The following is a 14,536-nucleotide window of genomic DNA, read 5'->3' on the forward strand; positions in this document are numbered from 1 at the left end:
CCCGGACAGCGGCCCCACGCGTGCGAGGGGGCTGGTCGGGAAGGGAACGGCGCCGGGCCGCGAGGAGTCGACACGAGCCTCATCGACGGACTGATCCTGCTGCTCGCGGGCCTTGTGATCGGCGCGTTCGGAACGCTGATCGGCGCCGGGGGCGGCTTCCTGGTGGTGCCGATCCTGCTGCTCGGCTACCACTTTCCGCCCGCCGATGCCGTCGGGACCTCGCTGGCAGTGGTCTTCCTGAACGCCCTATCGGGCGCCATCGCCTACCTCCGGCAGGGCAGGGTCGATCTCTCGCTCGGATGGAGATTTGCCGCGGCGACCCTGCCCGGCGCGGTGGGCGGCGCGTACTTGACGCGTACGCTGACGTCGTACGCTTTCAGCCTCGGCTTCGGATTGGCCCTCATCGTGATCGCGGCGCTCCTTTTTACGGGCAGGACGGCACGCCCTTCGTCGCGGGCCACTGTCCGGCAGGTCGTCGATGTCACGGGCGAACCCCACGTGTACCATGTGGACGCCTGGAAGGGCATCCTCGTCAGCCTGCTGGTGGGACTCTTTTCAAGCCTTCTCGGTATCGGGGGCGGCATCATCCATGTCCCGTTTCTGATCGTGGCGCTAGGACTGCCGGTGCACGTCGCTACGGCGACCTCGCATTTCGTGCTCAGTATTTCGGCGTTGGTCGGCGCCCTGACCTTCTGGTCGCTTGGGCATGTGCGGATCGTGACCGCGGGTGTCATGGGTCTCGGCGTGCTCCTCGGGGCGCAGGTCGGCGCCCGCGCGTCGTTGCGAGCATCGGCGGCGGTGATCCGGCGCCTTCTCGCGGGATCCCTGGCATTGGTCGGCGCCCGAATGGTCTTGCATGCGGTACGATTGGCCCACTGGGGACTCCGATAGCTTCCCCGTGCTCGTTTGGCAGCCTCGAGCGGCCGGCACGACGTGGCGACGAATCGGAGGGGCGATGAAGATCACCGGGATCCGAACCACCCTGGTTGACGTGCCGATGCCGCGGCCGATCGTGTCGCGCATCCGGGTGAGCGACGTCATGACTCATCTGCTCGTGGACCTCGAGACCGACGAAGGTCTGACCGGGCAGACCTATCTCGTCACCTTCGGCCGCGACTGGGGCCGCGCGGTGATCGAGCTCCTGCGGGGGCTCGAGGATCACGTGCGCGGCCTGGACCCGCGCGAGAGCGCACCGCTCTACCGGAAGATGTGGCAGGTCTCTTCCATGGCGGGCCGGCGGGGACTGGCCGTCTTCGCCGTCTCGGCCATCGACACCGCGGCCTGGGACATCGCCGCCAAGGCCCTCGGCGTGCCGCTCTGGCGACTGCTCGGCGGCTCCCCGGCGCCGGTGGACACGTACGCCAGCGAGGGTCTCTGGCTCACCGACGATCTCGGAAAGCTGGCCGCCGAGGCGGCCGAGCTGGTCGGCCAGGGATTCCGGGCCGTCAAGATGCGGCTCGGGCGCGCCCGCGAGGCGGACGACGTCGCAGCGGCCCGGGCCGTGCGGGACACGATCGGCCCCGAGGTTCGGCTGATGGCCGACGCCAACCAGGGGTGGGACGTCCACTATGCGCTCCGGATGGGTCGGCGGCTGGAGGACGCCGGCATCGATCTGACCTGGTTCGAGGAGCCCATCCCGCACGACGACGTGCCCGGCCAGGCTCGCCTGGCCGCCGAGCTCCGGACGCCGCTGGCCACCGGCGAGAACGCCTACGCCCCCTTCGGCTTCCGCGAGCTGATCGAAGCCCGGGCGGTCGACGTCATGATGCCGGACCTCGAGCGGATCGGGGGCGTGACCGGCTGGCTCCGGACGGCGGCGCTGGCGGACGCCTGGCGCTTGCCGCTCGCCTCCCACCTGTTCCCGGAGCAGAGCTGCCACCTGATGGCGGCCAGTCCCACCGCCTACTACCTCGAGCACATGCCCTGGGCGCAAGCGCTCCTGGTCGAGAAGCTCCGGCTCGTCGACGGGCGAGTCCCGCTGCCGAACACGCCGGGGCTCGGCCTGGTCTGGGACAAAGACGCGGTCAAGCGCTGGACGGTCCCGCCGTGACGCGCTCTCCGCGGAGCTCCGGTCAGCGGAGCGGTCCAAGCCCCTTCTCATCATCTGGGAGTGTGTCGGAGGAACCCGGCACCGACCACCGAGGGCGTGGTGCATCGAGGAGCGCTCCGAGCGGCGGCTTCGCCACCGCCACGACGGGGGGGTATCGGGGGGTCTTCCGAGACCCCCCCGAAATGACCTAGACTCCGAGGACCGAGTAGCCCCCGTCCACCGGGATGGCGGTCCCCGTGATGAAGTCCGACGCGGGGCTGGCCAGGAAGACGGCGATCCCGGCGTGGTCGTCGGGCGTGCCCCAGCGGCCGGCGGGCGTGCGGGCGAGCACCCGCTCGTGGAGGCCGGCGACTTGCTCGCGAGCCTTCCGGGTGAGGTCGGTGTCGATCCAGCCGGGTAGCACCGCGTTGACCTGAACGTTGTCCTTGGCCCACGCCGTCGCCAGCGCCTTGGTCAGCTGGACGATCCCGCCCTTGCTGGCGGCGTACGGAGCGGTGAAGGGCGCCCCGAAGATCGACATCATCGAGCCGATGTTGATGATCTTGCCCCCGCCTTCCCGCACCATCGCCGGATAGGCCGCCTGGCAGCACAGGAAGGCGCTGGTCAAGTTGGTCTCCAGCACCGTGTGCCACTCCTCGAGCGCGTATTCCTGCGGCTGCTTCCGGATGTTCGTGCCGGCATTGTTGACCAGGATGTCGAGCCGCCGGAACTGGTCGAGCGTCTTCTGAACCATGTCCCGGCACGACTCCTGACTGGCGACGTCGACCTTCACCATCGCGGCCTGCAACCCGGCCGCCTTCAGCTCTTTCACCGCCTCGCTGCTCTTTCCGACGTTGCGTGCCGCCAGCACGACCGACGCGCCGGCCTGGGCCAGCCCCCGCGCCATGCCCAGGCCGATGCCCCCGTTGCCGCCGGTGACGATAGCCACGCGCCCGGAGAGGTCGAAGAGCTTCATCGCCGCGTTCCTCCTCTGGTCATTGCACGCGCAGGCGAGGATCGAGGGTGTCCCGCAGGCCGTCGCCGAGCAGGTTCAGGCTGAGGCCGGCCAGCGTCAGGGTGATCCCCGGGAAGAGGCTCACCCAGAACGCCTCGCGGATCACGTTCTTGCCGCTAGCGATCACGTTGCCCCACGAGGGGACGTAGGGAGGCACGCCGACGCCCAGGAAGCCCAGGATCGCCTCGGCCAGGACGGCATAGGCGAAGATGAAGGTCCCCTGGACCAGGATCGGCCCCACGCAGTTCGGCAGGATGTGGCGGAAGGCGATGACGAGGTCCCGGCGGCCGAGCGCCCGGGCCGCCTGAACGTAGTCCAGCTCCCGGATCGAGAGCACGGTGCTGCGGATCAGGATCGCCGTCCGCGGCATGTAGACGACCGACAGGGCGAAGATCACATTCCACTCACCGGGCCCCCGAGCCGCCATCAGGGCGATGGCCAGCAGGATCGCCGGGAACGCCATGAGCCCGTCCATGACCCGCATGATGAAAAGGTCGAGCTGGCGGTAGAATCCGGCCACCAGCCCGATGACGATCCCGCCGATCGTGGTGAACAGCATCGTCAGGCCGCCGATCCGGAGCGAAGTTCGGGCGCCGTGGAGCACCAGGCTGTAGAGGTCGCGGCCGAACTCGTCGGTGCCGAGGTAGTTTTGCGCGCTGGGGGGCCTGAGACGGTTGGCGGGATAGAGGCGTGTCGGGTTGTGGGTCGAGAGGACCCCGGCGAACACCGCGGCCAGCAGCAGGATCAGGAACATCGACGCGCCCAGCAGCACGTTCCGGTTGCGGAGGAGCCGGCGGTACCAGGTGATCCGGGCGGCGGGCGCCCCCCAGACCGCCGCCTCGCGCGGCTCGCTCAGGACCTTCTCGACCGTTGCTTCCACCATGCTCAGTCGTAGCGGATGCGGGGATCGATGAATCCGTAGACCAGGTCGACGGCGAGGTTGATCAGGACGTAGGCCGCCGCCGTCACCAGCACCACGCCCTGCACGACCGGATAGTCGCGGCGGAGGATGGCCGAGATGATGAGACGCCCGAGCCCCGGAATGTTGAAGACGATCTCCGTCACGACCGCACCACCGATCAGGATCGCCATCGTGATCCCGATGACCGCCACCACGGGGACGAGGGCGTTCCGGAACGCGTGGATGTAGACCACGACCCGCTGGGACAGTCCCTTGGCTCGCGCGGTGCGGATGTAGTCCTGCTGCAGGACCTCCAGCATGCAGGACCGGCTGATGCGCGCGATCAGCGCCGACTGATTGAAGCCCAGCGAGACCGCCGGCAGGACCATGTAGCGCAGCGCCGCCCACGGATTTTCGAGGACCGACGCATAGCCGGCGGCCGGCAGCCAGCCGAGCCGGACGGCGAACAGGTAGATGAAGTTGAGGCTCAGCCAGAACCCCGGGATGCAGACGCCGAGGAGCGCCCCCAGCATCAGGACCCGATCCCAGGCCGAGCCGGGGTAGGCGGCCGCGATGATGCCGGACGGCACCCCGATCGCCACGGCCACGAACAGGGAGGTGAGCGTCAGCACGATGGTCGGCTCGGCCCGCTCCCACAGCGCGGTCGTGACCGGCCGGTCCAGGAAGTACGAGCGCCCGAGGTCGCCCTTCAGGATCCGGGTGTAGAAGAGGACGAGCTGCTCGTAGAGCGGGCGGTCGAGCCCCATGGCCTTCCGGGTCTCCTCGATCTGCGAGGTCGTCGCGTCCGGGCCCAGCATGACGCTCACCGGGTCCCCGGGGATCAGGTGGATGATGAAGAAGACGGTGGTGACGACCACCGCCATCACGGGGATCAGCGCCAGCAGCCGACGGACCAGGTAGGTCGTCACGGCGAGAGCCGGGGGCCGCCCGCCGGCGGGCGGCCCCCGGAATCGGGACTCCGGGTCAGTCCGGGATCACTCGATCGACACGTTGTAGAACCGGATCCGCTCGGTCTTCTCGTTGAAGCCCTTGAGCTTCTTGGACGCTGCCCGCAGGCCGAAGAGATCGCCGTAGCGGATCACGGGCACCTTCTCGTAGAAGACCTTGTGCATCTGCTCCCACAGGGCGAAGCGCTTCTTGTAGTCCGTCTCGCGGATCATCTCGGTCTTGATCCGCTGGATCTCCTCGTCGCACGTCCAGCCCGGCCAGCTGCAGGAAAGGACGTTCGAGTTGGTGGGGTCGTACTGCGGTCCGATGCCGGTGGTGAAGGCGTCGTACTCCTTCGGGTTGTTGCGGCGCTTCACCAGGGTCGCCCAGTCGACCACCTGCAGGTCGATGGTGAATCCGGCGTCCTCGAGCTGCTGCTTGGTGAGCAGGGCGAAGTCGTACATCCATTTGTACTCCTGCGTCGTCATGAAGCGGATCGGCTCACCCTTGTAGCCGCCCTCCTGCAGGAGCTTCTTGGCCTTCTCCTTGTTGTGCTCGTTCCACGGCAGCCCGGACATGGTCACGTGCCAGGACGCGATCTCCCGGTGGATGAGGTTGTAGTCCATCCGGTAGAACTCCGACCGGCCGCCGGCCACGTTCTTCATGATCGGCTCCATGTCGAGCGCCGCCTGCCAGGCCTGGCGAAGCTTCTGGTTGGTCATCAGCCCTTCCTTCTTGTTCAGGACCGCGACCAGCCAGTAGTACATCTTGGCGATGATCGGGCGGGCGGTGGCGCTCTTCTGGAGCCGGTCGAAGGCATCGGCGTTCAGGTCGTCGGCGAAGTCCAGCTCGCCGGTTTCCATCTGGGCCACCCGGGTGGCCACGTCCGGCACCGGGATCCAGTCGATCTGGTCCACGTAGGCGATCTTGGCTCCGCCGTAGCCGCTGGGCTTCTCGCTCCGCGGCTTGTAGTCGTCGAAGCGCGCCATTCGGATGTACCGGTCGGGCTTCCATTCGACCAGCTTGAAGGGGCCGGTGCCGACGTACTCGGTCACCTTGTCCTGGGGCTTGAATTTCTCGGCGATCTCCTTCGGGTAGATCGCCGCGAAGTTGTTGGCCACCCCCAGGTTGATCGTCACGATGGCCACCTTCTCCTTGAGCTTCATCTCGATCGTGTACTTGTCCGCCGCCCGGAGGTCGGTCACGTAGCCGAAGAGGTCCTTCCCGTAGATCGACTGCTGGCTCCAGCGCTTGAGCGAGGCGACCACGTCGTCGCTGGTCATCTCCTTGCCGTTGTGGAACTTGATCCCCCGCCGGAGCTTGAAGGTGTAGGTCAGGCCGTCCCTGGACACCGCGGGCAGGCTCTCGGCGAGCATCGGCATCGGCTTGTTGTCGTCGTCCAGGGTGTACAGCCCCTCGTAGATGTGGTTGGTCAGGGTTTCGGTGATGCTGGCCGTCGTCCAGTGGGCATCGAGGGTCGGCGGCTCGCCCAGGTTGCCGACCCGGACGACCCCGCCCTTCTTCTGGGCGTCGGCGTCGACGGCGGCGCCCACGACGACCAGGGCGATCGTCGCCAGCGTGGCCAGGATGGTTCGCAGCAAGGTCCTATGCCCCATGCAGCACCTCCGGAGATCTCGGGGTCGAAGCTATCGCCCGCACCTGCGGGCGATCAATCGGCGGTGCTCCATCCTCGGGCCAGAGCGGGACTCCCGTCAAGAGCCTACCCGGGCCGGCCGCCCCCGCCCGCGTCGGCGCGCGCCGTCGCTACTTGTCGAGCCAGACGTTGTGGAAGCGCGGCCGCTCTGTCTTCTCGTCGAAGCCCTTGAGCTTCTTCGAGGCCGCCCGCAGGCCGTGGAGATCGCCATAGCGGATGGACGGGACCTTGTCGTAGAAGACCCGGTGCATCTCGGTCCAGAGCGCGTACCGCTTCTTGGGATCGGTCTCCCGCGCCAGGTCGGCGTTGAGCCGCTGGATGTCCTCGTCGCACGTCCAGCCCGGCCATGTGCAGGACAGGATGGTGAAGGCGGTCGGCTCGAAGATGTTGCCGGTCCCCGTCGTGAAGGCGTCGTACTCCTTGGGGTTGTTCCGGCGCTTCACCAGGGTGGCCCAGTCCACCACCTGAAGGTCGATGGTGAATCCGGCGTCTTCCAGCTGCTGCTTCGTCACCAGGGCGAAGTCGTACATCCACTTGTACTCCTGGGTCGCCAAGAAGCGGATCGGCTCACCCTTGTAGCCGGCCTCCTTCAGCAGCCGCTGGGCCTTCGCCTTGTTCCGCTCGTTCCAGGGCAGCCCGTCCAGCTTGACGTACCAGGGCGTGTTCTCCACGAAGGCCAGGCTCGAGTCCATCCGGTAGAACTCGGAACGGCCGCCGGCCACGGCCTTCATGATCGGCTCGATGTCGATGGCCGCCTGCCAGGCCTGCCGGAGCTTCTGGTTCGTCATCAGGCCCTCTTTCTTGTTGAGGACCGCGACGAGCCAGTAATACGGCTTGGCCACGATCGGGCGGGCGTTGGCGCTCCGCGTGAGCCGATCGTAGGCGTCGATGTTCAGGTCGTCGGCGAAGTCGAGCTCCCCGGTCTCGATCTGGGCCACCCGGGTGGCGACGTCGGGCACCGGGATCCAGCGGATCTCGTCCACGTAGGCCACCTTGGCCCCGCCGTACCCGCTGGCCCGCTCGCCGCGCGACTTGTAGTCGTCGAAGCGCACCATCCGGATGTACTGGTCGGGCTTCCATTCCGCCAGCTTGAACGGCCCGGTTCCGATGAACTCGGTCGCCTTCTCGGCCGGCTTGAACTTCTCGGCGACCTCCTTCGGGTAGATGGCGGCGAAGTTGTTCGGAGCGGCCAGGGCGACCAGGACCGCGGCGTACTTCTGCTTGAGGCGCATCTCGACCGTGGCGCGGTCGGCCGCCCGGAGATCGGCGACCACCGCGAAGAGGGCGCGGCCGTACTGCGACTGCTGGCCCCACCGGCGCAGCGAGGCCACCACGTCCTCGCTGGTCATCTCCTTGCCGTTATGGAACTTGATTCCCTGGCGCAGCTTGAAGGTGTAGATCAGGCCGTCCGGCGACACCGCCGGCATCCCCTCGGCCAGCATGGGGATCGGCCGATAGCCCTCGTCGAGCGCGTAGAGGCTCTCGTAGAGGTGGTTCGTCAGCACCTCGGTGAGGGTCGCCGTCGTCCAGTGAGCGTCGAGCGTGGGTGGCTCGCCCAGGTTGCCGATCCGGACGACGCCGCCCCGCTTCTGGGCCTCGGCGGCGGAGACCGCGACGAACACGAGAATCAGCGCGACGATCCAGCGGTGCTTCATCGGACCCCCCTCAGCCTGACCCTCTCCCCCGAGGGAGAGCGGAAGTTACTTCTCCAGCCAGACGTTGTAGAAGCGCGGCCGCTCGGTGTTCTCGTTGAGTCCCCTCACCTGCTTCTGGACGGCCCGCAGCCCGTGGAGGTCTCCCAGCCGGATCGAGGGCACCTTCTCGTACCAGAGCCGCGTCTGCTGCTCCCACAGAGTCCGGCGGCGCTTGGGATCGGTCTCGCGTGCCAGCTCCTGGCTGACGCGCTGGATCTCCTCGTCGCAGGTCCAGCCCGCCCACGTGCAGGAGAGAATCGCCTGGAACATCGGATCGAACTGGGCGCCGATCCCGATCCCGGTGGTGAAGACCTCGTACTCCTTCGGGTTGAACCGGCGGGTCGACAGCGTCGCCCAGTCCACGACTTGAAGATCGATGGTGAAGCCGATGTCTTCCAGCTGCTGCTTCATCATCACCGCGAAGTCGTACATCCACTTGTACTCTTTGGTGGCCAGGAACCGGATCGGCTCCCCCTTGTAGCCGGCCTCTTTCATCAGACGCTTGGCCTTCTCGACGTTCCGCTCGTTGTAGGGGAGACCCGGGATCTTGGTGTGCCACTCGGCCACCTCCTGGAACATCAGGCTCGAATCCAGGCGGTAGAACTCCGGGCGGCCGGCGGCGACGGCCTTCATGATCGGCTCGATGTCGACCGCCGCCTGCCAGGCCTGACGCAGCTTCGGGTTCGTCATCAGGCCTTCCTTCTTGTTGAAGACCGCGATGAGCCAGAAGTAGGGCTTGGCGACGAGGGGGCGGGCATTGGGGCTGCGAGCGAGCCGGTCGTACTGGTCGAGGCTCAGGTCGTCGGCAAAGTCCAGCTCGCCGGTCTCCACCTGGGCGGCCCGCGTCGCCACCTCCGGCACCGGGATCCACCGCACCTCGTCGACGTAGGCGACCTTGGCGCCGCCGTACCCGTTCGGGGGCTCGTTCCGCGGGCGGTACTGGTCGAACCGAACCATGCGGAGGTACTGGTCCGGCTTCCACTCGGCGACCCGGAAGGGGCCCGTCCCGACGAACTCGGTGACCTTTTGCTGGGGCGGGAACCGCTCGGCGATTTCCTTCGGGTAGATCGCCGCGAAGTTGTTGGGGATCGCCAGGGCGAGCACCGTGATGGGCGAGCGCTCGCTGAGTCGGAGCTCCACCGTGGAGCGGTCGACGGCCCGCAGGTCGGCGACCTGCTTGAACAGCACCTTGCCCTGGTTGGCCTGCTGGCCCCAGCGCTTGAGCGAGGCCACCACGTCCTCGCTGGTCAGCTCTTTCCCGTTGTGGAACCGCACCCCCGGCCGGAGCTTGACGGTATAGGTGAGGCCGTCCCGCGAGACCGCGGGCATCCCGTCCGCCAGCATCGGGATCGGGCGATTGTCCTGATCCAGGGTGTAGAGGCCCTCGTAGACGTGGTTGGTCAGCGTCTCGACGAGGGCGGTGGTCGACCAGTGAGCGTCGAGGGCCGGCGGCTCGCCGAGAATCCCCACCCGCAGCACCCCGCCTCGCTTCTGGGCCAGAGCCGGCCCGGCGCTGGCCAGCGCGAGCGCCAGCGTCGCGACCGCGAGCAACCGGATCGAAGCCGCGTGCCTCATGCCCTTCCTCACTTGTCGAGCCAGACGTTGTAGAAGCGCGGGAACGCCATCTGCTCGTTGAACCCCTTGACGGAGGCCTGCATCGCCCGGAGCCCGAAGATGTCGCCGAGGCGGATCACCGGGACGTACTCGTAGAACCGCTTGTTGACCTCGTCCCACAGCGCCTTCCGCTTCTTGGGGTCGGACTCCCGCCGGATGGCGTCCATCCGCTTGGCGATCTCCTCGTCGCAGGTCCAGCCCGGCCAGCCGCAAGTGAGGTAGGGGTGATGGGTCGGGTCCGCGGCCATCGCCATGCCGGTCGTGAAGATGTCGTACATCTGCGGGTTGTTCCGCCGCTGGACGAGCGTGGCCCAGTCCACCACCTGGAGGTCGATCACCATGCCCAGCTCCTCGAGCTGTTGCTTGAGGACCAGGGCGTAGTTGTACATCCAGGCGTATTCCTTGGTGGCGAGGAAGCGGATCGGCTCGCCCTTGTAGCCGGCTTCCTTGAGGAGTTGCTGGGCCTTCTCCTTGTTCCGCTGGTTGTAGGCGGACGCCCCCGCCGTGGAGTGCCAGGCCTTCTGCTCCTGGAAGGAGAGGCCGGGGTCGAGGCGGTAGAAGAGCGGGTTCCCGGCCGCCGCCTTCATCACCGGCTCGACGTCGATGGCGGCCTGGATGGCCTGGCGGAGCTTCTGATTGGTCATCAGGCCTTCCTTCTTGTTGAAGACCGCCATGGCCCAGGCGTACGGCCGCACGATCAGCGCCTTGAGCTTCGGGTTCTCCTTGATCCGGCTGTAGGCATCGGCCTGCAAGTCGTCGGCGAACTCCACCTCGCCCGACTCCAGGGTGGCGACCCGGGTGGCCACGTCGGGCATCGGAATCCAGCGGATCTCGTCGGCATAGGCGACCTTCCGGCCGCCGTACCCGTTGGCCGGCTCCGAGCGCGGCTTGTAGTCGTCGTACCGGACCATCCGGATGTGGCTGTCCGGCTTCCACTCGACGAACTTGTACGGCCCGGTGCCGACGTACTCGGTGACCTTGTTGGGCGTCGGGTATTTCTCGGCGATCTCCTTCGGGTAGATGGCGGCGAAGTTGTTGGCGTTGGCCAGGGAGATCAGGACGACCCCCGACTTTTCCTTGAGCTTGAGCTCGATCGCGTACTTGCCGGCCGGCCGCACGTCCTCGACGGAGGCCCACAGGGCCTTGGCCTGGGCCGCGTAGCCGCCCCAGCGCTTGAGCGAGGCGACGACGTCGTCGCTCGTCAGTTCCTTGCCGTTGTGGAACTTCACCCCCTGGCGAAGTTTGATCGTGTAGGTCAGACCGTCGGCGCTCACCGTGGGCATGCCGTCGGCCAGGTCGGGGATCGGCTGGTAGCTCTGGTCGAGGGTGTAGAGGCCCTCGTACATGTGCTGAGTGATCACCTCGACGAAGTTCGCGGTCGTCCATTGCGAGTCCAGCGTGGGCGGATCGCCGAGGACTGCGACCCGCACGACGCCGCCCTTCTTCTGGGCCCAGGCGTCGGCCTCGAGGACGGTCACGAGCACCGCCGCCGACAGGAGGAAGGCCAACGGGCGGAACGACCGGCTGATCATCGAAAGCCTCCTCTCAGGGAAGGGCGCGACCCGAGCTTCGGCCGGAGGGTCCCATCCTCGGCCCCCACCGGGGCTCTCGTCAAGGGGGTCCCTTCGGGTTCAGCGAGGACTTCCGGCCCATCGTCTACCGTCGTCGCCGCCTTCCCTTGCCCCGTCCGGCATCGCGGCGGTCGAGGGCTTCGCCCCAGCGGGCGAGAAACGTCGTGAGGAAGGGCTGGGCCTGAGCGGGCTCGACCGCGAGGGGCGCGAGCGCCATCGCGACCGCCAGGGCGATGTGGTACCCCTCGGCCCGGGAGGCGACCGCGCGGCGGTAAGCGGGATGGGCCTCGTTGACCCAGACCGTCGACTCGACGAGCCGGCCGAGTCCGGGGTCCTCGGGCCGGTGCTCGAACTGGATGGTGAGGCCGTAGCGGCCGGGCCGCCGGGAGGCGCGCTCGCCGCTGGTCCCTGATCCGCCCGGAACCGATTCGGGACGGGGAGGGCGCTCGGTCTCGCTCGCCGCCGCCGGGGCGGGCGCGGGCGGGCTCTCGCCGGCTTCAGGAGTCGACGGCTCCGTCTCCGCTTCCTCCGGGGTCTCGGCGAACAGCGGGCCGGCCGTTCCGTGGAGCGCCTCGAGGCGCTGGCCGGGGCGTCCCGTCGGGAGCCGCTCCTGCCCGCCGGCGTGGCGCTCGACGAGCGCGGCGAGCAGCGGAAACTCCTCGGCCAGGTCGAGCAGGACTTTCTGGAGGTCGCGCTCGACGGGACGCGCGCGCTTCCGCGCCTCCTCCGTGCGGTCGCGGATGTCGCCCCAGGCGGTGAGCTGGGCCGAGACCGCTTCCTGAATGGCCTTGCGGTAGGCCAGGTACGTGGCCCCTCGGGCCCCGGTGCGGATGAAGTCGGCCTTGTTCAGCGTGAGGCACTCGGCGAGCCCGGGCACCTCGACGAGGCCGCTCACCCGCTCCGGCGCCGCCGGGAAGAGGCCGAGCCAGTCCCAGCCACGCTTGATGATCTTCCCCAGGGTGCTGACGGCGACCCCGCGCTCCCCTTCGGGGAGCGGCCCGCCGTCCCGGACGAGGTAACCCACGGCCGCCGGCTTGCGCCGGCGCCCGATCCGGACGGCCAGCGGCGCCACGCCCGGAGCGGGCATCCGCCGCGCGAGCGGGCGGTCGTTCACCACGAAGCGCACGCCGCCCGGGTAGTGGGTCGCGAGGCACTCGTCGAAGGAGGGATCGAGCAAGGGTTCGAAGTGCTGCTCGACGCACGCCGCGATGAAGCCTCCGTCGAGGAGCGGCGACAGCGGGTTCCGGAGCGTGAGGCGGACGGCCGTCCCGTGGACCGCCACGAGCCCCGGAGGCGGGATCCAGCGCCAGGGCGCGCGCTGGCGCGAGGCCAGGCGCCAGGTGGTGGCGACGTGGGTCTTTCCGCGCCGGGTCTCGGTGAGCACCTCCTCGCACGCCAGGAGACCGAGCTTGATCCCCACGCCCGCGAAGCCGATCCCCTCGCCGCGGGTCTTCGTGGTCGCGGCGATGTCGTGGTACCGGGCGAGCTCCCGGCGGGCCATGCCCGAGCCGTCGTCCACCACGGTCAGGGTGGCGCGGGTCGGGTCGGCGGCGAGCGAGATCCCCACCGCGCCGGAGTCGAGCGAGTTGGCGACGATCTCGGTCAGGATGGTCTCTTCGAGGGCCCCGGGGTACGCGTCCCTGAGATCCTCGAGGAGGTGGAGCAGGTCGACGCGGGTCTCGCCCACAGGCGGTCTCTCAGCCGACGGGCGGGCGGCGCGCCGCCCAGGGACGCACGCGCTCGAAACCGGCCGCCGCCCGCAGCACCGTCGCGTCGTCGAAGCGCCGGCCCACGATCTGAAGCCCGATCGGCAGGCCGTTCTCCGTGAAGCCGCATGGCACGGAGGCCGCCGGCTGGCCGGTCAGGTTGAACGGAAACGTGAACGGCGTCCAGGCGATGGGCTCCACGGGCTTGCCCGCGACCTCCGCCGGATAGTCGAGGCCGATCGGGAAGGCCGCGCACGCCACGGTCGGCGTCAGCAGGAGGTCGTACCGGGCAAAGAGCGCCCGCGGGTGCTGCGCCCAGGCGAGCCGATCGAACCAGGCCTGAATGTACCGGGTCGGCGGGTTGGCCAGCGCCGCCTGCATCAGTCGGTAGAGGCCGGGATCGATCTCGTCGCGCCGGTCGAAGAAGGGCGAGAGGCGCGTCGCGATCCCGCCGTAGAAGATCTCGTGCCAGGCCTCCCGCGGCGACGGCCAGTTCGGGTGCACCGTCTCGACCCGACACCCGAGCTCGCGAAAGGCCCGGCTGGCAAGCCCGCACACCTTCCGCACCTCCGGGTCCACGGCCTCCACGAAGCCGAGATCGTCGCTGTACGCCACCCGCAGGCCCTTGAGGCTTCCCCGGAGCGCCCGGACGTAATCCACGCCGTCGATCGGCAGCGAGTACTGGTCGCGCTCGTCAGGCCCGGCGCACACGGACAGCACGAGCGCGGCGTCGGCGACGGTGCGCGTCATCGGACCGATGTGCGAGAGGCTCCAGCCCCCGCCCACCGGATAGGTGGGGATCCGTCCGTACGAGGGCTTGAGGCCGAAGATCCCCGCGAACGAGGCGGGGATGCGGATGGACCCGCCGCCGTCGGTGCCGATCGCCAGCGGGCCGAGCCCCGCCGCGACGGCGGCCGAGGCGCCGCCGCTCGAGCCGCCCGGCGTGCGCTCGAGGTTCCAGGGATTGCGCGTCGCGCCGAACAGGAGGTTGTGGGTGGCGCCGATCCAGCCGAAGGTGGGGGTGTTGGTCTTGCCGAGCATGATGGCGCCCGCCGCCCGCAGCCGCTCGACCATCGGCGCGTCCTCCGCGGGCACGTGGTCACGGTAGAGCGGCGTGCCGAACGTGGTGCGCACGCCACTGGTGATCACGAGGTCCTTCACCGAGAAGGGCACCCCGTGGAGCGGCCCGGGGCGCGCGCCCTTCCGTCCGACCGCCCGCTCGGCCGCCCGGGCCGCCTTCCGAGCTTCGTCGGCGGTGACGGTGACGTACGCGTTGAGGCGCGGGTTCAGGCGGTCGATCCGGTCGAGGGCCGCGTCGACGACCTCGACCGGGGAGATCTTCCGCTTCCGGATGAGGGTGGCCAGCTCGGTCGCCGGAAGCCAGCAGAGCGCGTCGTTCGCCAT

At 68.7% G+C, this 14,536-nt stretch carries 11 protein-coding genes; 2 read left to right on the forward strand and 9 right to left on the reverse strand.

Annotation, left to right across the window (positions count from 1 at the left end):
• The first annotated feature begins 99 nt into the window (after positions 1–99).
• The gene (locus VGW35_05150; protein HEV8307033.1) at positions 100–891 is read left to right on the forward strand and encodes a sulfite exporter TauE/SafE family protein; all 792 of its coding nucleotides are present in this window, start codon (positions 100–102) and stop codon (positions 889–891) included.
• A gap of 64 nt (positions 892–955) precedes the next feature.
• Positions 956–2,050: a mandelate racemase/muconate lactonizing enzyme family protein gene (locus tag VGW35_05155; protein HEV8307034.1), complete on the forward strand. Its 1,095-nt coding sequence runs from the start codon at positions 956–958 to the stop codon at positions 2,048–2,050.
• A 187-nt stretch (positions 2,051–2,237) separates the two neighbouring features.
• Here the strand turns inward: VGW35_05155 and VGW35_05160 are convergent, their stop codons facing one another.
• From VGW35_05160 to VGW35_05200, 9 genes are all read right to left on the reverse strand, one after another.
• Entirely contained in the window at positions 2,238–3,005 is a 768-nt protein-coding gene (locus VGW35_05160) for a glucose 1-dehydrogenase (protein HEV8307035.1), read from the reverse strand.
• A 19-nt stretch (positions 3,006–3,024) separates the two neighbouring features.
• Positions 3,025–3,927 carry an ABC transporter permease gene (locus VGW35_05165; protein ID HEV8307036.1) on the reverse strand — a complete coding sequence of 301 codons (903 nt, stop codon included), beginning with the start codon at positions 3,925–3,927 and terminating at the stop codon, positions 3,025–3,027.
• 2 nt (positions 3,928–3,929) lie between these two features.
• Positions 3,930–4,874: an ABC transporter permease gene (locus VGW35_05170; GenBank protein HEV8307037.1), complete on the reverse strand. Its 945-nt coding sequence runs from the start codon at positions 4,872–4,874 to the stop codon at positions 3,930–3,932.
• 66 nt (positions 4,875–4,940) lie between these two features.
• The gene (locus VGW35_05175) at positions 4,941–6,509 is read right to left on the reverse strand and encodes an ABC transporter substrate-binding protein (GenBank protein HEV8307038.1); all 1,569 of its coding nucleotides are present in this window, start codon (positions 6,507–6,509) and stop codon (positions 4,941–4,943) included.
• Between the two features lie 148 nt (positions 6,510–6,657).
• Positions 6,658–8,202, reverse strand: coding sequence for an ABC transporter substrate-binding protein (locus tag VGW35_05180; protein HEV8307039.1), 1,545 nt, complete (start codon positions 8,200–8,202; stop codon positions 6,658–6,660).
• Between the two features lie 45 nt (positions 8,203–8,247).
• The gene (locus tag VGW35_05185; GenBank protein HEV8307040.1) at positions 8,248–9,816 is read right to left on the reverse strand and encodes an ABC transporter substrate-binding protein; all 1,569 of its coding nucleotides are present in this window, start codon (positions 9,814–9,816) and stop codon (positions 8,248–8,250) included.
• A gap of 8 nt (positions 9,817–9,824) precedes the next feature.
• Entirely contained in the window at positions 9,825–11,387 is a 1,563-nt protein-coding gene (locus VGW35_05190; GenBank protein ID HEV8307041.1) for an ABC transporter substrate-binding protein, read from the reverse strand.
• Positions 11,388–11,511: 124 nt separating this feature from the next.
• The gene (locus VGW35_05195; protein HEV8307042.1) at positions 11,512–13,113 is read right to left on the reverse strand and encodes an ATP-binding protein; all 1,602 of its coding nucleotides are present in this window, start codon (positions 13,111–13,113) and stop codon (positions 11,512–11,514) included.
• 10 nt (positions 13,114–13,123) lie between these two features.
• Positions 13,124–14,536, reverse strand: coding sequence for an amidase (locus VGW35_05200; protein ID HEV8307043.1), 1,413 nt, complete (start codon positions 14,534–14,536; stop codon positions 13,124–13,126).

The sequence above is a fragment of the Candidatus Methylomirabilota bacterium genome, assembly GCA_036005065.1.
GTDB lineage: Bacteria > Methylomirabilota > Methylomirabilia > Rokubacteriales > DASRDR01 > DASYQW01.

Excerpts from the sequence above, each read along its gene's own strand:
- VGW35_05185 (HEV8307040.1), bottom strand. The coding sequence starts at position 9,816 with ATGAGGCACGCGGCTTCGATCCGGTTGCTCGCGGTCGCGACGCTGGCG.
- VGW35_05155 (HEV8307034.1), top strand. The coding sequence starts at position 956 with ATGAAGATCACCGGGATCCGAACCACCCTGGTTGACGTGCCGATGCCG.
- VGW35_05180 (HEV8307039.1), bottom strand. The coding sequence starts at position 8,202 with ATGAAGCACCGCTGGATCGTCGCGCTGATTCTCGTGTTCGTCGCGGTC.
- VGW35_05200 (HEV8307043.1), bottom strand. The coding sequence starts at position 14,536 with ATGGCGAACGACGCGCTCTGCTGGCTTCCGGCGACCGAGCTGGCCACC.
- VGW35_05175 (HEV8307038.1), bottom strand. The coding sequence starts at position 6,509 with ATGGGGCATAGGACCTTGCTGCGAACCATCCTGGCCACGCTGGCGACG.
- VGW35_05190 (HEV8307041.1), bottom strand. The coding sequence starts at position 11,387 with ATGATCAGCCGGTCGTTCCGCCCGTTGGCCTTCCTCCTGTCGGCGGCG.
- VGW35_05160 (HEV8307035.1), bottom strand. The coding sequence starts at position 3,005 with ATGAAGCTCTTCGACCTCTCCGGGCGCGTGGCTATCGTCACCGGCGGC.
- VGW35_05165 (HEV8307036.1), bottom strand. The coding sequence starts at position 3,927 with ATGGTGGAAGCAACGGTCGAGAAGGTCCTGAGCGAGCCGCGCGAGGCG.